We start from the raw sequence: 17,216 nt of genomic DNA, 5'->3' as shown, positions 1-17,216 counted from the left end.
AGAGTTAAATCGAGTTATAAATTCTAGAATGACTTAAATAAAACGTACCGTAAAATTAATTAAAATAGACCGGCTCGCAATAATGTTTTGATTAGAATTATTCGAATAAAACACAAACTGGTGTTGGTGCATTAATTTCGTCTACAAATTGTAAAGTGCCTGTTTCTGTGTCTCTTTTGAAAGATACTAGGTTGTCTGAATTTTGATTTGCCACAACTATAAAACCATTGCTAGGTGATAAGGAGAAATTTCTAGGATCTTTTCCGTGTGTCGATTCGTAACCAATAAGAGCTAGAGTTCCGTTGGTTTTATCGACTTTATAAATGGCAATACTGTTATGTCCTCGATTGGAGGTGTAAAGAAATGAACCATCATTTGAAATATGAATATCTGCACTTGTGTTTTCTTTATTATAATCTGAAGGAAGCGTAGATATACTTTCTTTGATGAGGTATTCTTTGTCTGATGATTTTTCAATTCGGGTTACTGTATTATTTAATTCATTTAAAACATAAATCCATTTAGAATTTGGATGAAATGATAAATGTCTAGGTCCTGCACCTTCAGCCATATCTAAAAGCAAGGGTTCTGTAGGCTGTAATGCATTTGTTTCAGTATCGATTTGAGAAAACCAAAGTTGGTTTGTTCCTAAATCAATCGAAATAATAGTATTGCTATGTGGTTCGAACCAAGCTGAATGCGCGTGCGGTGCTTCCTGTCTGCTAGTCGTGCCTTTTCCAATATGTTTTTGAGTTGCTAGTAAATCACTTAAAGAACCATCTTCTTTTAGACTAAGAAGTCCTACGGTTCCGCTTGAGTAGTTTGCTGCTAAGACGTAATTGTCAGAATTGGCCGCCACAAAACACGGATTTGTACCACCAGAAGGGATTGTGTTTTTAAAGATTAAAGAGTCCTTTTCTATAGCGAAAGAAGTGATTGCTCCAGAGCCATCACTATCTATTTCATTCGCGGCTATAAGATTCTTTTTATCTGAACTAAGCGTTAAAAACGAAGGGTTTTCTGCAATAGCCTTTAATCCGAGATTAGTAAAGGTTCCATCGGCATTGAGCGCGTATTTATAAATCCCTTTGCTACCTTTATTAGTATAGGTGCCCACATAAAAAGGAAAGCTGTCTGCCGTGTTTTTGGTTACAGATTTATTCGTGTTGCAACTTGTTATTAAAATAAGACTTAAAATAGATAGAACGATTTTCATAGGGTATCGATTAATTGTAAAACGAAGTAACTGTTTTTAATAGCAACTAGCAAATAAGGTGCATAAAAAAAGCCTGTCTAAAATGTAGACAGGCTTTTCGATATAATACTATATTCTAGATTATTATTCCCCTAAAAATGGGTAACGGTAATCTGTAGGCGTCACAAATGTCTCTTTTATCATTCGTGGAGAAATCCAACGTAATAAGTTTTGAGGACTTCCCGCTTTATCGTTAGTTCCTGAAGCTCTAGCGCCACCAAATGGTTGCATACCCACAACAGCACCTGTAGGTTTGTCGTTAATATAGAAGTTACCTGCAGCGTTTTGTAAAGCTGTAGTTGCTTCTATAACGGCATAACGATCTTGAGCTAAAATAGCACCTGTTAATGCATACTCACTAGTTTCGTCTACTAATTTTAATGTTTCGCTATACGCATCATCTTCATATACATAAATAGTGATTACAGGGCCAAATAACTCTGTGCTCATCGTAGTATATTTAGGATTTGTAGTTAAGATAACAGTAGGCTCAATAAAGTACCCTTTGCTCTTATCGTATCCACCACCAACTATGATTTCTGCGTCTTTATCTGCTTTCGCCTGATCTATATATTTAGCTAACTTATCGAAAGAACCTTCATGAATAACGGCTGTTACAAAGTTAGACATATCTTCTGGAGACCCTTGTTTAAAAGAATTTACATCTTCTATAACGTAACCTTTAACTTCGTCCCAAATGCTTTTTGCAACGTAAGCACGAGAAGCGGCGCTACATTTTTGTCCTTGAAATTCGAAAGCACCTCTTACAATAGCAGTAGCTACTTGTTTCGGTTTTGCTGTTTTATGTGCAACAATAAAATCTTTACCACCAGTTTCTCCTACAATTCTAGGATACGTTTTGTAGTTGTGAATGTTATTCCCAATTTTTTTCCAAAGTTCTTTAAATATATAAGTAGATCCCGTAAAGTGTAAACCAGAGAAATCTGGACTAGACATAACCACATCTGTAATCATTTCGGCATCACCAAAAACAACATTAATAACTCCTGGAGGCACACCAGCATCTTCAAAAACATCCATAATAACTTTTGCAGAATAGACTTGGCTATCACTTGGTTTCCAAACGACAACATTTCCCATCAACGCCATACAAGCAGGTAAGTTTCCGGCAATAGCAGTAAAGTTAAATGGTGTTACAGCGTATGTGAATCCTTCTAGAGGTCTGTATTCAATTTTATTCCAAGCATCACTTGTGCTTTCTGGTTGATCATGATAGATATCTGTCATGAACTGTACATTGAAACGTAAGAAGTCTATCAATTCGCAAGCGGCATCAATTTCTGCTTGGTGAATAGTTTTAGATTGGGCAATCATTGTTGCTGCATTAATTCTATCGCGGTAAGGACCTTGGATAAGTTCTGCTGCTTTTAAGAAAATTCCAGCTCTGTGTTCCCAAGGCATTTGAGACCACGCTTTTCTAGCTTCTAGAGCGGTCGCAATAGCATCCTCGACATGAGATTTTTCAGCTAAATGATATTGACCAACACTATGTTTATGGTCGTGAGGAGGAGACATGGTTCTGGTATTTCCAGTTTTTACATGTTTTCCATTAATATATAAAGGTACATCAACTTGACTATTAAAAAGGTCCTTGTAAGTCGCAAGAACAGATTCGCGTTCTGGGCTTCCTGGAGCATAACTTCTTACAGGTTCGTTAATGGCAATTGGTGTGTTAAAAAATCCTTTTCCCATAATTATTTGAGTTTTAAATTGTGTTATGTTTTATTCAAATTTACAATTTTTTAATTGGAAAAGAGGTGGCATATTTTCCTAAAACAGCGTTAAATTTGGATATTTTTTATTTTTAAAACCGAAAAATTATGAGAATGATAAAATCGTATAAAACTTAAAATCACGAGTTAATTTATAGCGAAAGGTGCGCTAAGCTTAAAACTAGGAATATATACTTTAAATTTTTTAGTACTGTTTAGGTTTATCATGTTGTAGAATCCGTGCATGGCGCCAAAAGGAGAGGTAAGCATACAGCCCGATCTATAAGTGTGAGATTCGCCTGGTTTTAGAACAGGTTTATAACCGATAACGCCTTCGCCAGAAACTGTTTCTACACTATTTAAGGCATCAAGTATGGTCCAGTGTCTAGCATTAAGCTGCACCGTGTCTTTACTTTGGTTTTCGATAGTAATCTCGTATTGAAAAGCGTATTGCATTTTATAACTTCTATAAAATGTGCCTTCAAAAGATGTTTCTACCGAAATTTTTATACCTCTTGTTACCTGTTGAACCATATATCTATGTGATAAAACGTAAATTATATAAAGTAAAAATACGAATTTAATTTGTATAACTAGAATTGTGGGATCGTCAAGTCGTAATTTGAGTGCTATTAATTCGAAATGTTGACTGAACTCGCTTCTCCAACTCCGATTATCTTATCATATCTCCCTCCAAGATCGCGGTAGTAAACAACGACTTTGTAATTGTTTTCTGTTTGGTAAAAGTTTCCGCTAATTTCGCCGTCATCAATTTTGCCTGATTCATCTTGAGTGACAAATTTATAATTGTAAAACCCTTGTTTTAATAACATGGTATTTTGGTAAATGCCTTTTTCATGATTATAGGTCATTTTAGTGCGCTCGTTAAGCGTGTAATTATTAAAATTTCCGTAAACATATACAGACTTGTTTATCGGTAATTCATCGGCTTTTAAAGAAAAATTAATCCATGCATAATCGGCTTCGATATTTGGATCGGTCGAATCGATGTTTGTAATAACAAAATTCCCATTAATATCTGGGTTGTATGTATAAGGTAAGTTTTTTCTAACAACATTCGTATACAAATAAGTATTATACAAGTCTTGCAAGTCCACGAAATTAATGCCACTATTGGCAACACGGATTTCTTTATTGTCAAAATATAGGTATTCATTCCCTGCCCAAAAAGTGGTTTCCTTATTGTATTTGTAAATTAAATCCGATCCCATAGTGTACATTGGTTTAACATTAACTATCGCCGTATTTAAATTATTATTCTGAATAATGGTTGTTTTTACAGTTTGCAGCGGATTATTAAATTCAATAGTACTTGAATTAATAATAAGATCTACGGTGTGTTTCTCGTTGAAGTATTTAACATCTCGCGATAGTTTTATGGTTACACCTACATTTGCTCCACCTTCATTTATCATAAATTTTCTAGAGAACATAAGGGCATCACTTTCATCGAAAATTTTAATCATATAGTTCCCTGATAATTTTAAACGACGCACTTGCTCGTTTGGAATAGACAGTACATAATGCGAGTAAATTTGGTAGGTATTAAATGAGTTCTCGTAATTAACAATACGTTGCTTGTCGAAACCATCTATGTATTCTGAACGCATGAGATTAGTCGAAGGTGTCCAGTCGTAATTAAAATGTTCTATGGTGTAATAATAATCGTCTTCATTTCCGTTAAGTACGTCAAACTCGAGTTGTACAGTATTGCCAAGGTCTATTATAGGAAGTATGCTAATGTCTGTTTCTCCTTTAAAAGTAATTGTACTTATGTGATTTGGAGGAGCGGTTTCATACTCAACTTGAGAGAAGACTATATTATAAATTGATGAAATTAATAGAAACAAGGTTAAATTTTTGTTCATTTTTATGCATTTATTGTAGTAAATATACATAAAATTAGAGGCTTTAATATTCTAATTATTTAGAATAATTATAAATAAACAAGATATATTGTATTTCATATGGTTTTACCTTTTTATTCTTAAATTTGCGAGGATTTTTCAAACGATAATGTGTTGAAATCAGTATAACTATTATTAATAAATAGATTTATAATATGTCAAACGACATTAAAATTACAAAAGGTCTAGACATTAAACTTAAAGGTGAGGCCGAAAAGGCTTTGGAGAGTGCTGTTATAAGCAATTCTTATACCTTAAGGCCTGAAGACTTTCATGGTGTTATTCCGAAATTAGTTGCTAGAGTTGGAGATAAAGTAAAAGCAGGAGGCCCTGTTTTTTATGATAAAGCCAACGAAACTGTTCAATTTGTTTCTCCTGTTTCTGGTGAAGTTGTTGATGTTTTACGTGGTGAAAAACGTAAGATTTTAGCAATTAAGATCCAAGCAGACAAAGCACAATCTTACCAAGAAAACGAAAAAATAAATGTAAATTCTGCAACTGCTGAAGCGATAAGTTTATACTTACAGAAAGCAGGGTGTTGGCCATTTATTAAACAACGTCCGTACGATGTTATTGCAAATCCTACAAAACAGCCAAAAGCTATTTTTGTTTCAGGTTACGATAGCGCACCTTTAGCTGTGGATTTAGATTTTGTTTTGCAAGGTAAAGAAGCCGAATTACAAGCGGCTATTACTGCTTTAGGGAAATTAACTTCAGGAGCAGTGCATGTGTCTGTTAAAAACGGATCGAATTCACCTCTTGCAGGTTTGTCAGGAGTTTCTGTTCATAAATTATCTGGACCGCATCCTATAGGAAATGTTGGAACTCAAATTAATAAAATTAATCCGGTAAATAAAGGAGAAGTGGTTTGGACTATCAACCCACAAGATCTTGTTATTATTGGAGAATTATTATTAACAGGTAAATTTAATGCAGAGCGTATTGTGGCTTTGGTTGGATCTGCAGTTAAGAAACCTAGATATTTTAAAACTAAAATAGCTAGCGAAATTTCGACAATTGTTTACGATAACGGTATCGAACAAAACGGTAATAATCGTATTATTTCTGGTAATGTATTGTCAGGAAAACAAGTAAAACCAGATGGAAACTTAGATTATTATAGTAATTTAATTACTGTAATTCCAGAAGGAGACGATTACGAGTTGTTTGGATGGAATAAGCCCGTATTTAATAAGATTTCTCAATCTAGAGCATTAACATTCTCTTGGTTAAGTCCTAATAAAAAATACGATTTAAATACAAATACAAACGGAGAGCATAGAGCTTTTGTATTAACAGGTAATTTTGAAAAGGTTTTTCCTTTAGATATTTTTCCTTTACAAATTCTTAAGTCTTGTATGTATTCAGATTTAGATGAAATGGAAGCTCTTGGTATGTACGAAGTAGCTCCAGAAGATTTTGCGTTAACAGAATTCGTTTGTGTATCTAAACAACCACATCAGGACATTATTAGAAGAGGTTTAGATGTAATGATTAAAGAAATAGGGTAATCATGAGTTTAAAAAGTAATTTACATAATTTAAAAGAAAAGTATAAGGGTACCAAGATGGCACCGGCGTTTAATGCTCTGCATACGTTTTTATACTTACCAAATGAGACTACTCACAATGGTACTCATATAAAAGTAGCCGACGATTTAAAGCGTACTATGAATACAGTTATCATGGCGATGGTGCCATGTTTAATTTTCGGTATGTTTAACGCTGGTTATCAGCATTTCTTAGCTTCTGGTGCTCCTGTAGAATTTTTATCATGGGATGCATTCTATATTGGTTTAATTAAAATTTTACCATTAGTAGTTGTGTCTTACGGAGTTGGTTTAGGTATCGAATTTATATTCGCGACCATTAACAATCACGAAGTAGAAGAAGGATATTTAGTAACAGGTATGTTAGTGCCTTTAATTGTGCCAATTGATATTCCATTATGGATGTTAGCAGTAGCAGTAGTCTTTGGTGTTGTTATTGGTAAAGAGGTTTTTGGAGGTACAGGGATGAATATTCTAAACCCTGCATTAACAATACGTGCATTCTTGTTCTTCGCATATCCAACTTGGATGTCTGGAGATAAAGTATGGGTTCACGGTGCAGTAGAACGTACTAAAGAAATAGCAGCTGGCGCAAATGTCGATGCCATTTCTGGTGAAACAATACTCGGAAGTTTGGCTCAAGGGCATCATGTAGACTATTCCATTGCAGATATGTTCTTTGGTTTTATTCCCGGATCGGTCGGCGAGACCTCCACATTATTAATTCTTTTAGGAGGTTTATTTTTAATCTTTACTAAGATTGGAAGTTGGAGAATTATGCTTTCAGCAGTTCTTGGAGCTTTAACAATGGGATTAATGTTTAATGGTGTTGTGTCTTCAGGATGGATTACTGAAACAAGTAAGTTTTATACGTTAATGAGTACCGAATTTTGGCATCACCTAATTATTGGTGGATTTGCTTTTGGAGTTGTGTTTATGGCAACAGATCCTGTAACGGCATCTCAAACAAATAAAGGAAAATGGATTTATGGGTTCTTAATCGGATTCTTATCAATTATGATTAGAGTTTTCAACCCGGCATATCCAGAAGGTGTAATGCTTGCAATATTATTAATGAATGTGTTTGCTCCAACTATCGATCATTACATCGTTCAAGGTAATGTAAAGAAAAGAATGAAACGTTTAAAAGTAAAAACGGCTTAACAATGGAAAATAGAACAGATAAAAATTCATACACTATTATATTTGCTATAGTGATGGTATTTGTTGTAGGTGCTTTATTAGCCTTTACAGCATCTTCACTAAAGCCAAGAATTGCTGAAAATCAACGTATCGAAAAGCAACAAAATATTTTGTATGCTATGGGTGTAAATGATAATACAGATGGAAGTGCTGTTTTTGTTTCGACAACAGATGCTCCTGAATTATTTGAAAAATACATTACCAAGCAGATCGTAATTCAAGATGGAGAAACTTCAGAAGATCCTGAAGCGTATTTAATGGATATTAAAAAGGAAAAAGCAGCTTCTAGAAGTGATGTTTCAAAAAGACGTTTACCAATTTTTGTTGGAGAAAAGGATGGTTCAACATTCTATGTTATTCCAATTTACGGTAAAGGTTTATGGGATGCCATTTGGGGATATGTTTCTGTAGATAAAGATATGATTGTTCAAGGTGCGTATTTCGACCATAAAGGGGAAACTCCTGGTTTAGGTGCTAACATTAAAGAACGTTTCTTTATGGACGACTTTATCGGTGAGCATTTATTAGATGATGCTGGTAACTTTAAAGGTATCACAGTATCTAAAAGTAATGCCGATCCAAAAAACGAAGATAAAACAGATAATGAGGTTGATGCAATTGCGGGTGCTACTATTACAGGTGATGGGGTAACAGCAATGATTAAAAGTGATTTAAAACTTTACAAGCCTTATTTCGATAACTTAAAAAATAATTAATTTATGGCACTTTTATCAAAAAAAGACACAAAATTAATCACCGATCCGTTAGCGGATAATAACCCGATTACCATTCAGGTATTAGGTATATGTTCTGCTTTAGCAATTACGGCGCAATTAAAAGCATCTATTGTAATGGCTGTGTCGGTAATGGCTGTGCTAGGAATAGGGAATGTTGTGATCTCTTTAATGAGAAATATTATTCCTTCAAAAATTAGAATTATCGTGCAGTTAGTTGTTGTAGCTGCCTTAGTAATTATTGTAGATCAGGTTTTAAAAGCGTTTTCTTACGAGTTAAGTAAAACACTTTCTGTATTCGTAGGTTTAATTATTACCAACTGTATTATCATGGGGCGTTTTGAAGCTTTCGCTTTGGCAAACGGACCTTGGAGATCATTCTTAGATGGTATTGGTAATGCTGCTGGTTACGGTTTAATTCTTATTATCGTAGGTTTCTTTAGAGAGTTATTAGGTTCTGGTACATTACTAGGATTTAAAGTACTTGGAGATCCAATCGAAAAAACAGGTTTATATGCTATAGGTTACGAAAACAACGGATTTATGTTGTTATCTCCAATGGCCTTAATTGTTGTTGGGATTATCATATGGGTACAACGTAGTAGAAATAAATCATTAGTAGAAGATCATTAATCAGTATAGGTTTTTTACTTAACTGAAATCTTATAAGAATATGGAACATATAGAATTATTTTTCAAATCAATATTTATAGATAACATGGTATTTGCAACATTCTTAGGAATGTGTTCTTACTTGGCTGTATCTAAAAAAGTAAGTACAGCCGTAGGTCTAGGTGCCGCGGTTATATTTGTACTTGCTATTACTGTGCCTTTAAACTGGTTATTAGATCAGTATATTCTTCAGCCAGGAGCCTTAAAATGGTTAGGAGCAGAATATGCAGATTACGATTTAAGTTTCTTATCATTTATTTTATTCATTGCTACTATTGCAACAATGGTTCAGTTGGTAGAAATAATTGTAGAGAAATTTTCTCCGTCGTTATATAATTCATTAGGTATTTTCTTACCACTTATTGCTGTAAACTGTGCGATTTTAGGAGGTTCTTTATTTATGCAATCTCGTGAGATTCCTACTTTAGGATTAGCAACAACATATGGTGTTGGTTCAGGAATTGGATGGTTTTTAGCGATTTTAGCAATTGCTGCTATTCGTGAGAAAATTAGATATTCTAATGTACCACCAGCATTAAGAGGATTAGGAATTACGTTTATTATTACTGGATTAATGGCCATCGGATTTATGAGTTTTGGTGGAATGTTAACTGGAGGTGACGAAGAAGGTGCTAAAGTGGAAAAAACTGTAAAAGTGGAAACTCCTGCAGCAGACAACGTAAAAGAGTTAGCGAATAATACAAAAGAAATCAACTAAGGGATTATGACGATTTTATTAGCAAGTACAACAGGAACAATAATCGCAACAGTAGTAGCTTTTTTAATTATTACTTTAGTTCTAGTAAGTTTATTATTGTTTGTTAAACAAAAATTATCACCATCAGGTCCAGTAAAGATCACAATTAATGGTGAACGAGAAATTGAAGTAGGTTCTGGAGGTAGTTTATTATCTACTTTAGGAGCTCAAAAAATATTCTTACCATCAGCTTGTGGTGGAGGTGGAACTTGTATACAATGTGAGTGTCACGTAATGTCTGGTGGAGGTGAAGCCTTACCTACTGAAACACCTCACTTCTCAAGAAAAGAATTAGCACATGGTGCGCGTTTATCTTGTCAGGTGAAAGTGAAACAAGACATGGAAATTACAATTCCAGAAGAAATTTTCGGAATTAAAAAATGGGAAGCGACTGTAGTATCAAACTATAACGTAGCCACATTTATTAAAGAATTTGTAGTTGAAATCCCTGAGGATATGAATTACAAAGCTGGTGGATATATCCAAATTGAAATCCCTAACTGTGAAATTAAATATTCAGAAATGGATGTTAGTGCACACCCAGGAGATCACCCAGGAGAGCCAGATAAGTTTGAAGCAGATTGGGACAAGTTTGGTTTAAGACCGTTAGTTATGAAAAATAACGAACTTGTGGAAAGAGCTTATTCAATGGCTTCTTACCCTGCAGAAGGACGTAAAATCATGCTTAATGTACGTGTAGCAACACCTCCTTTTGATCGTGCCAAAGGTGGCTGGATGGATGTAAATCCAGGTGTAGCTTCATCTTATATATTTAACCAAAAAGTTGGAGATAAAGTAACTATTTCTGGGCCTTACGGTGAATTCTTTATCAACGAATCTGAAGCAGAAATGCTTTATGTTGGTGGTGGAGCAGGTATGGCGCCAATGCGTTCTCATATTTATCACTTATTCAGAACTTTAAAAACTGGAAGAAAAGTAACATATTGGTACGGTGGACGTTCTAAAGCAGAATTATTCTACATCCATTACTTTAGAGCTTTAGAGCAAGATTTTCCAAACTTTAAATTCTTTATCGCATTATCTGATCCAACAGAAGCGGATAACTGGAAAGTTAAAGCAGATATCGACGATGTAAATGGAGATGGATTTACAGGATTTATTCACCAAGTGGTAATAGATCAGTATTTATCTAAACATGATGCACCAGAAGATTTAGAATTATATTTCTGTGGTCCTCCTTTAATGAACAAAGCCGTTCAGAAAATGGGTGAAGATTTTGGTCTTGATGACGAAAATATTAGATTTGATGATTTTGGAGGTTAATAGATCTCTTCATAAATATACAACCGACTCGAAAGAGTCGGTTTTTTTTTTGTCGTATAATAAAATTTTAAAGTTATAATGTTCATTTTATAGTGTAGCCTTTACAACCATCAATTGTCTTTTAATGTATTTGTCTTATATTCTATCAAATTGTTCGTGTTGGATTCCCCAAAGAGGTCTCAAAGCAGTTTATTTGCAACAGTCTTGTAGTTAAGTGCATTCATGAATTCGGTTGTTAGATGTATCAAATTTCATGTAAAATCATCTTTTGTTGTTGCTATTCTTGATTTGACAACTAATCAATCCTAAAATTCGGGGTTAGAGGCGAAATTGTAATTTATAATTATAGTTTGAAACATTTATATATCGTAATTTTGTGATATGAGTAAAGCCCTTTCTAAACAAGAGTTACATAATTTAGCTATGAACCACGTTGGTAAAGATTTGGAACAACGGGGATTCGAATTTGTTGCTATTAATAGTGAGCTAAAACGACATCCACAATTTGTCTGTATCGATAAGAATGCACAATATTTCTTTGTTTGTGTAAAAGCTGTGATACTTCCTGAGAATCCTAATAATTATGATGTTATTTGGATGGAAACGTTTAAAGATCATGCACGTTCTAACGCTGCTAAAGTTCTTTATGCAGGTGTTGGGTTAGGTAATCCGAAAGGGGAAGAGCTTCCTATTTATCTTAATGAAGAATATTTAATTGAATATAACGGTATTCAACTTATAGAAACTCATCTAAATTAAATGAAACAATTTTTAATAATTTCTCTAGTCGTACTTTTTGTTACGGCATGTAACGGCGATAAAGAGCACGTAAAATTATCAGGACCTGTATTTGGAACGTCTTATGCTGTGCAATATTTTTCTGAAGATGGTGCTAATTTTCAAACACAGTTTGATAGCTTATTTGCAGTTATAAATCATTCGATGTCCACGTATATTCCGGATTCTGATATTTCAAAATTGAATAGAAATGAAACCTTTACCATCGATGAGCATTTTGCTTATGTCTTTGATGCATCAAAGTCGGTTTACAAGTCTACTAATGGGGCTTTCGATCCTACAATTGGGGTTTTAGTGAATGCATGGAACTTTGGTCCAGAGAAAGAAATAATAGGTTTAGATAGTCTTAAAATAGATAGTTTAATGCTTAGTGTTGGTTTGGATAAAGTGCGAAGAAGTATTCATGAAATTATTAAACAAGACCCAAATACTTATATTGATTTTAATGCTATAGCTAAAGGGTATGGCGTAGATGTTATTGGTCGTTATTTAGAGTCACAGAATATCACAAATTACTTGGTAGAAATAGGTGGGGAAATCCGAACTAGGGGTATTAATATGGAAAAAGATAATCCATGGAAAGTTGGTGTAGAAATGCCTCATTTCGATGGTTCACAGTCTTTACTTCGTGCCATTGAATTACAAGACGAATCTATGGCGACATCTGGAACTTACCGAAAATTTAAGGTAGATTTAGAGGGAAATAAATATTCTCATATTATAGATGCGCATACCGGATATCCAAGTAAAACGAATCTATTGAGTATTTCCGTTATTGCAGAAAACTGTATGATTGCTGATGCATATGCTACAGCTTTTAAGGCGATGGGGATTGATGACGTAAAATTGCTTTTAGAGAAGCACCCTGAGCTTAAAGTTTTCTTGATTTTTGAAAATAAGAATCAGGAATTAGAAACCCTGTCTTTGAATGGTTTTCCTAAATAGTTTTAAAGTGTGTTTTTTAGATTACGTGAAGTAAAAGTAAGAACCATCCGCTAACCAAAAATAACCCGCCTATTGGAGTTATGGGACCAAGAAATCTCAACTTTTTTCCTTTAGCATCTGATAATACCAATCCGTATATACTGAAGGAAAATAGTATAATTCCAACGGTGAAACACCAATATATAGCCGGAGAAAGGGTGTCGGTTTTACTAAAACCAAGGATTAACAATACAATAGCATGATACATTTGGTATTTAACACCAACCTCAAAACTCTGTAGTTGATCTGGTGATAGAATCTTCTTTAAGGCATGCGCTCCGAAAGCTCCGAAAATAACAGATAACATACCGAATAATGCTCCTGTAGCTATAATAGTTTGTGATGTCATGAGTATTAATGTTACTTATTTATAAACAACAGGAATTACTTCTCCTTTAGCGAGACAAAATCTAGTGATATCGTCTTCGGATAGTGTTTTTGTGTAATCTACTTCTTCAACTTTAAATCCGATAGAACGTAATTTATCAAAGTAATCCTGTCCATAAATGCGCACATGGTCATATTGACCAAATATTTTAGCACGTTCCTTTTTATCTGTTATCGAGTCGTCTTCAAAAGTAAGTGTCCTAGATAAGTCTTGAGGGATTTGCAGTACGCCCATTCCTCCAGGTTTTAGTACGCGATATAATTCTTGCATGGCTTTAGTATCGTCCGGGATATGCTCTAAAACATGATTACATAGGATAATATCGAAACTATTATCTTTAAAAGGTAAATTACAGATATCTGCCTTAACATCGGCTAAAGGCGACAATAAATCTGTTGTTGTATAGTCTAAATTTTTAAGCGCTCTAAAGCGTTTGTAAAAGGCTTGTTCTGGCGCAAAATGAAGTACTTTTTTTGATGTTGTAAAAAAGTCAGTTTCATTTTTAAGGTACAGCCATAATAATCTATGACGTTCTAGAGATAGCGTAGAAGGTGATAATACGTTATTACGTTGTGTACCGTAACCATAAGGTAAAAACGATTTAAAACTTTTCCCGTCTATAGGGTCTGTGTAAGTGGATCCTTTAAGAGCACTTGCCATAATGGGACGTGCCAAATAACTTAAGCGAATAAGTATGGGTCTAGGAATTGTGTTTAAAACGAACTTAAAAGCTTTTTTCATTAAAGTACAAACGGCGTTTGTCTAAACTCGTCTTCTTCATTAGTTTCAATTCCTAAAGCTTGATGTACATAAGCAAAGGTTGAAAGTAATTCTGCTTTACCATCTACAATAGCCACATCGTGTTCAAAATGAGCACTAGGTTTATTGTCTAATGTTGTAATAGTCCAACCATCACTGTGTTGTTTTATACGTTGTGTTCCTAAATTTATCATAGGTTCTATGGCCACAACCATCCCTTCAACAAATTTCTTTCCACGACCACGTCTTCCGTAGTTTGGCATTTCGGGATCTTCATGCATATCGCGACCTACACCGTGACCTACAAGTTCTCTTACAACACCATAACCATGACCTTCACAGAAATTCTGAATCGCATAACCTACATCTCCAACGCGATTTCCAACTTTAAATTCTCGTAAACCCACGTAGATAGATTCTCTTGTAATATCAAGTAATTTTTGAGTTTCGGGAGCGATTTCACCTATAGCAAATGTATAAGCATGATCTCCGTAGAAGTCGTTTTTAAGCGCACCACAATCAATAGAAATAATATCTCCTTCTTCTAAAGGTTTATTATTTGGAATACCGTGTACGACTTGATTATTCGGACTCATACAAAGTGAGTTCGGGAAATCGTACATTCCTAAAAACCCAGGATAAGCACCGTGATCTCTTATAAAAGTTTCTGCAAGTTTATCTAGTTCTAAAGTCGTTACACCAGGTTTTAATGCTTTCGCTAATTCACCTAATGTTTTAGATACGATTAGTGCACTTTCGCGCATTAATTCTATTTCTTCTCTTGTTTTTACTATAATCATGTCAATAAAATAAGGTGCAAAGATACTTAAAAATACCTAGTTTATCTGTGTAATAGAGTAGGACTTCTAAGCTTTAATTATGTCTAGAATTTCTTTTTATTAGATGCATTAAAAAGCAATCCATTTTTCTGCTGTTTATTTATAGCAGTATGACTATTAATTTTAAAATATAGCGTTGTAAGGAGTGGGGCTTTTGAAAAAAAAATACTCTCAATCTTTAGTATAAGCATCCTAGAGATTGAGAGTATTTTATAGTTAATGAGACACTAATTATTTATTGAAAAGAGAAGCGAAAAAGCCTTTCTTTTTTTCTATTTTATTAGGGTCAAATTCAGGATCGGATAATAATTGATATATTTCTCCCCATCCTATAAATCCACCTATATTTCTATCGTCGATAAAAATATCGGCATTTATTTTTCTACTTTTTGATTCATCATAATTTTCTTCAGGAAAACTGCTATTTACTGCATAAAAATCTATTCCATTTACTTTGCAAAAAGCGACAGCTTCTTCTAAAGGTTTCCCACTGCGGTAGGTCCATAATATAAGGCGATGTCCGTCTTTCTGAAGACGCTTAAGCGTTTCAAAAGCAAATGTTTTTGGTTTCCCTATCTTCGGGTATGCATCTTCGACAACAGTACCATCGAAGTCTATGGCAAGAATTAGTTTATCTTGAAAAATCATTCAGTAAGTTTAGTATTCAAAAAAATTAATCAATTAACGAGTGTCTAGTCATTGCTTTTGGCTGTTCTACTCCAATTAATTTTAAAATAGTAGGAGCCATATCACCTAAAACACCATCTTTAATTTGTTTTAAATCATTATCGATTAAAATTAAGGGGACAGGATTTGTTGTATGTGCTGTGTTTGGAGAACCATCAGGATTAATCATAGTCTCACAGTTCCCGTGATCTGCAATTAATAAAGTTGTATATCCATTGTCTAGAGCCGTTGTAACTACTTCTTTTACGCAAGCATCTACAGCTTCACAAGCTTTAATAGCGGCATCCATTACACCTGTATGTCCAACCATATCGCCATTGGCAAAGTTTAAACATACAAAATCTACATCTCCTTTCTGTAATTCAGGAATTAAAGCATCTTTTAATTCGAAGGCACTCATTTCTGGTTGCAAATCGTAAGTTGCTACTTTTGGTGAATTTTTTAGAATACGAGATTCACCTTCAAAAGGATCTTCTTGTCCGCCAGAAAAGAAAAAGGTAACGTGAGGATACTTTTCTGTTTCTGCAATACGTATTTGTTTTTTGTTGTTTCTAGCTAATACTTCACCTAAAGTATCTTTTAAATTATCTTTATTGAATACAACTTTTACGTTTTTAAAATTTTCATCATAGTTCGTAAGCGTCACATAATATAAGTCTAACTTATGCATGTTTTGTTCGTGGTGATCTGTTTGAGATAACACTTCGGTAAGTTCACGACCTCTATCTGTTCTAAAATTGAAGAATATAACAACATCTCCAGCTTCTATTTTTCCTACAGGGTTCCCGTTTTCATCACAATTGATAATAGGTTTGATGAATTCGTCAGTAATATCATTGGCATAATTTAAAGCAATTGCACCCGCAACATCTGTAGTATGTTCTCCTTCGGCATTTACCATCCCGTCGTAAGCTAGTTTAACACGCTCCCAACGTTTATCTCTATCCATTGCATAATAGCGACCTGTAATGGATCCTATTTTTGCAGGAGTATCTTTAATATGTTCTTCTAATTGATTTACAAATCCTAATCCCGATTTTGGATCTACATCACGGCCATCTGTAAAACCGTGAACAATAGAATTTTGTACCCCAGAATCTTTTGCAGCATCTAATAATCCGAATAAATGTTTAATATGAGAGTGTACACCACCAGTACTTAATAATCCTAAAAAGTGAACAGGTTTATTATTGTCCTTGGCGTATTGAAAAGCATCTGCTAAAACTTTTTCTTTAGCTAGAGTGTGTTCTTTTACCGCTAAATTAATTTTCACTAAGTCTTGGTAAACAATTCGTCCGGCACCTAAATTCATATGTCCAACTTCGCTATTTCCCATCTGACCTTCTGGTAAGCCTACGTTTTCTCCATCTGTCCTTAATTGGGCACTTGGGTATTTCGTATATAAAGAATCGATAAAAGGAGTGTTGGCATTGTCTATAGCCGATACTTTTGGATCTGGAGATTTCCCCCAACCGTCAAGTATCATCAAGATGACTTTCTTATTCATAATAATATTTATTTAGTACGTAAAGATAAAAGTTTAAAATGGCATTTTAGAATAATTTGGCTTACAAAATGAAGCTTTTTGTGGATTTTACGATTGGTATATTTATTCTTTATTTTCTTTAATACAATATTAAGAAATT

At 34.2% G+C, this 17,216-nt stretch carries 17 protein-coding genes; 8 read left to right on the top strand and 9 right to left on the bottom strand.

What is annotated here, in order from left to right; genetic code table 11:
* Positions 1-97: 97 nt before the first annotated feature.
* The 4 genes from ACFFVB_RS15530 to ACFFVB_RS15515 form a co-directional block, all read right to left on the bottom strand.
* On the bottom strand, positions 98-1,216 hold the full coding sequence (locus ACFFVB_RS15530; RefSeq protein WP_382384139.1) for a lactonase family protein: 1,119 nt from the start codon (positions 1,214-1,216) through the stop codon (positions 98-100).
* A 123-nt stretch (positions 1,217-1,339) separates the two neighbouring features.
* On the bottom strand, positions 1,340-2,968 hold the full coding sequence (pruA, locus tag ACFFVB_RS15525; protein ID WP_382384138.1) for an L-glutamate gamma-semialdehyde dehydrogenase: 1,629 nt from the start codon (positions 2,966-2,968) through the stop codon (positions 1,340-1,342).
* Positions 2,969-3,135: 167 nt separating this feature from the next.
* Entirely contained in the window at positions 3,136-3,522 is a 387-nt protein-coding gene (gene apaG, locus ACFFVB_RS15520) for a Co2+/Mg2+ efflux facilitator ApaG/CorD (protein ID WP_382384137.1), read from the bottom strand.
* A gap of 98 nt (positions 3,523-3,620) precedes the next feature.
* Complete coding sequence (locus ACFFVB_RS15515) at positions 3,621-4,877, bottom strand: type IX secretion system plug protein (protein ID WP_382384136.1); 1,257 nt, start codon at positions 4,875-4,877, stop codon at positions 3,621-3,623.
* A gap of 194 nt (positions 4,878-5,071) precedes the next feature.
* Between ACFFVB_RS15515 and ACFFVB_RS15510 the strand changes: the two genes are divergently transcribed.
* The 8 genes from ACFFVB_RS15510 to ACFFVB_RS15475 all read left to right on the top strand — a co-directional run bounded on the left by ACFFVB_RS15510 (position 5,072) and on the right by ACFFVB_RS15475 (position 12,858).
* Positions 5,072-6,427, top strand: coding sequence for a Na(+)-translocating NADH-quinone reductase subunit A (locus ACFFVB_RS15510; RefSeq protein WP_382384135.1), 1,356 nt, complete (start codon positions 5,072-5,074; stop codon positions 6,425-6,427).
* Between the two features lie 2 nt (positions 6,428-6,429).
* Entirely contained in the window at positions 6,430-7,629 is a 1,200-nt protein-coding gene (locus ACFFVB_RS15505; protein WP_382384134.1) for an NADH:ubiquinone reductase (Na(+)-transporting) subunit B, read from the top strand.
* Positions 7,630-7,631: 2 nt separating this feature from the next.
* Positions 7,632-8,384: a Na(+)-translocating NADH-quinone reductase subunit C gene (locus ACFFVB_RS15500; protein ID WP_382384133.1), complete on the top strand. Its 753-nt coding sequence runs from the start codon at positions 7,632-7,634 to the stop codon at positions 8,382-8,384.
* A gap of 3 nt (positions 8,385-8,387) precedes the next feature.
* Entirely contained in the window at positions 8,388-9,035 is a 648-nt protein-coding gene (locus tag ACFFVB_RS15495) for an NADH:ubiquinone reductase (Na(+)-transporting) subunit D (protein ID WP_382384132.1), read from the top strand.
* Between the two features lie 40 nt (positions 9,036-9,075).
* Positions 9,076-9,792, top strand: a complete 717-nt coding sequence (nqrE, locus tag ACFFVB_RS15490; protein ID WP_382384131.1) for an NADH:ubiquinone reductase (Na(+)-transporting) subunit E — start codon at positions 9,076-9,078, stop codon at positions 9,790-9,792.
* 6 nt (positions 9,793-9,798) lie between these two features.
* Positions 9,799-11,115: an NADH:ubiquinone reductase (Na(+)-transporting) subunit F gene (gene nqrF / locus ACFFVB_RS15485; protein ID WP_382384130.1), complete on the top strand. Its 1,317-nt coding sequence runs from the start codon at positions 9,799-9,801 to the stop codon at positions 11,113-11,115.
* A 381-nt stretch (positions 11,116-11,496) separates the two neighbouring features.
* Complete coding sequence (locus tag ACFFVB_RS15480; RefSeq protein WP_382384129.1) at positions 11,497-11,874, top strand: DUF8840 domain-containing protein; 378 nt, start codon at positions 11,497-11,499, stop codon at positions 11,872-11,874.
* The gene (locus ACFFVB_RS15475; protein WP_382384128.1) at positions 11,875-12,858 is read left to right on the top strand and encodes an FAD:protein FMN transferase; all 984 of its coding nucleotides are present in this window, start codon (positions 11,875-11,877) and stop codon (positions 12,856-12,858) included.
* Positions 12,859-12,874: 16 nt separating this feature from the next.
* Here ACFFVB_RS15475 and ACFFVB_RS15470 read toward each other — a convergent pair whose 3' ends face one another.
* From ACFFVB_RS15470 to gpmI, 5 genes are all read right to left on the bottom strand, one after another.
* Entirely contained in the window at positions 12,875-13,246 is a 372-nt protein-coding gene (locus ACFFVB_RS15470; RefSeq protein WP_382384127.1) for a DUF423 domain-containing protein, read from the bottom strand.
* Between the two features lie 15 nt (positions 13,247-13,261).
* The gene (locus ACFFVB_RS15465; RefSeq protein ID WP_382384126.1) at positions 13,262-14,026 is read right to left on the bottom strand and encodes a class I SAM-dependent methyltransferase; all 765 of its coding nucleotides are present in this window, start codon (positions 14,024-14,026) and stop codon (positions 13,262-13,264) included.
* Positions 14,026-14,844 carry a type I methionyl aminopeptidase gene (gene map / locus ACFFVB_RS15460; RefSeq protein WP_382384125.1) on the bottom strand — a complete coding sequence of 273 codons (819 nt, stop codon included), beginning with the start codon at positions 14,842-14,844 and terminating at the stop codon, positions 14,026-14,028. The genes ACFFVB_RS15465 and map overlap by 1 nt, the downstream gene beginning before the upstream one ends.
* A gap of 270 nt (positions 14,845-15,114) precedes the next feature.
* A complete protein-coding gene (locus ACFFVB_RS15455) occupies positions 15,115-15,531 on the bottom strand; it encodes a BT0820 family HAD-type phosphatase (protein WP_382384124.1) in 417 nt (138 codons plus the stop codon).
* Positions 15,532-15,556: 25 nt separating this feature from the next.
* Positions 15,557-17,077, bottom strand: coding sequence for a 2,3-bisphosphoglycerate-independent phosphoglycerate mutase (gpmI, locus tag ACFFVB_RS15450; RefSeq protein ID WP_382384123.1), 1,521 nt, complete (start codon positions 17,075-17,077; stop codon positions 15,557-15,559).
* Between the last annotated feature and the right edge of the window lie 139 nt (positions 17,078-17,216).

The organism is Formosa undariae (assembly GCF_042427615.1).
GTDB lineage: Bacteria > Bacteroidota > Bacteroidia > Flavobacteriales > Flavobacteriaceae > Formosa > Formosa undariae.
Note: the sequence above shows the minus strand (reverse complement) of the source record. Positions and strands in the feature narration are given on the sequence as shown.

Bases quoted from the DNA above. Each gene is read 5' to 3' on its own strand.
- map (WP_382384125.1), bottom strand. From the start codon at position 14,844: ATGATTATAGTAAAAACAAGAGAAGAAATAGAATTAATGCGCGAAAGT.
- ACFFVB_RS15455 (WP_382384124.1), bottom strand. From the start codon at position 15,531: ATGATTTTTCAAGATAAACTAATTCTTGCCATAGACTTCGATGGTACT.
- apaG (WP_382384137.1), bottom strand. From the start codon at position 3,522: ATGGTTCAACAGGTAACAAGAGGTATAAAAATTTCGGTAGAAACATCT.
- ACFFVB_RS15495 (WP_382384132.1), top strand. From the start codon at position 8,388: ATGGCACTTTTATCAAAAAAAGACACAAAATTAATCACCGATCCGTTA.
- nqrF (WP_382384130.1), top strand. From the start codon at position 9,799: ATGACGATTTTATTAGCAAGTACAACAGGAACAATAATCGCAACAGTA.
- gpmI (WP_382384123.1), bottom strand. From the start codon at position 17,077: ATGAATAAGAAAGTCATCTTGATGATACTTGACGGTTGGGGGAAATCT.
- ACFFVB_RS15530 (WP_382384139.1), bottom strand. From the start codon at position 1,216: ATGAAAATCGTTCTATCTATTTTAAGTCTTATTTTAATAACAAGTTGC.
- nqrE (WP_382384131.1), top strand. From the start codon at position 9,076: ATGGAACATATAGAATTATTTTTCAAATCAATATTTATAGATAACATG.
- ACFFVB_RS15505 (WP_382384134.1), top strand. From the start codon at position 6,430: ATGAGTTTAAAAAGTAATTTACATAATTTAAAAGAAAAGTATAAGGGT.
- ACFFVB_RS15475 (WP_382384128.1), top strand. From the start codon at position 11,875: ATGAAACAATTTTTAATAATTTCTCTAGTCGTACTTTTTGTTACGGCA.
- ACFFVB_RS15480 (WP_382384129.1), top strand. From the start codon at position 11,497: ATGAGTAAAGCCCTTTCTAAACAAGAGTTACATAATTTAGCTATGAAC.
- ACFFVB_RS15470 (WP_382384127.1), bottom strand. From the start codon at position 13,246: ATGACATCACAAACTATTATAGCTACAGGAGCATTATTCGGTATGTTA.
- pruA (WP_382384138.1), bottom strand. From the start codon at position 2,968: ATGGGAAAAGGATTTTTTAACACACCAATTGCCATTAACGAACCTGTA.
- ACFFVB_RS15515 (WP_382384136.1), bottom strand. From the start codon at position 4,877: ATGAACAAAAATTTAACCTTGTTTCTATTAATTTCATCAATTTATAAT.
- ACFFVB_RS15510 (WP_382384135.1), top strand. From the start codon at position 5,072: ATGTCAAACGACATTAAAATTACAAAAGGTCTAGACATTAAACTTAAA.
- ACFFVB_RS15500 (WP_382384133.1), top strand. From the start codon at position 7,632: ATGGAAAATAGAACAGATAAAAATTCATACACTATTATATTTGCTATA.
- ACFFVB_RS15465 (WP_382384126.1), bottom strand. From the start codon at position 14,026: ATGAAAAAAGCTTTTAAGTTCGTTTTAAACACAATTCCTAGACCCATA.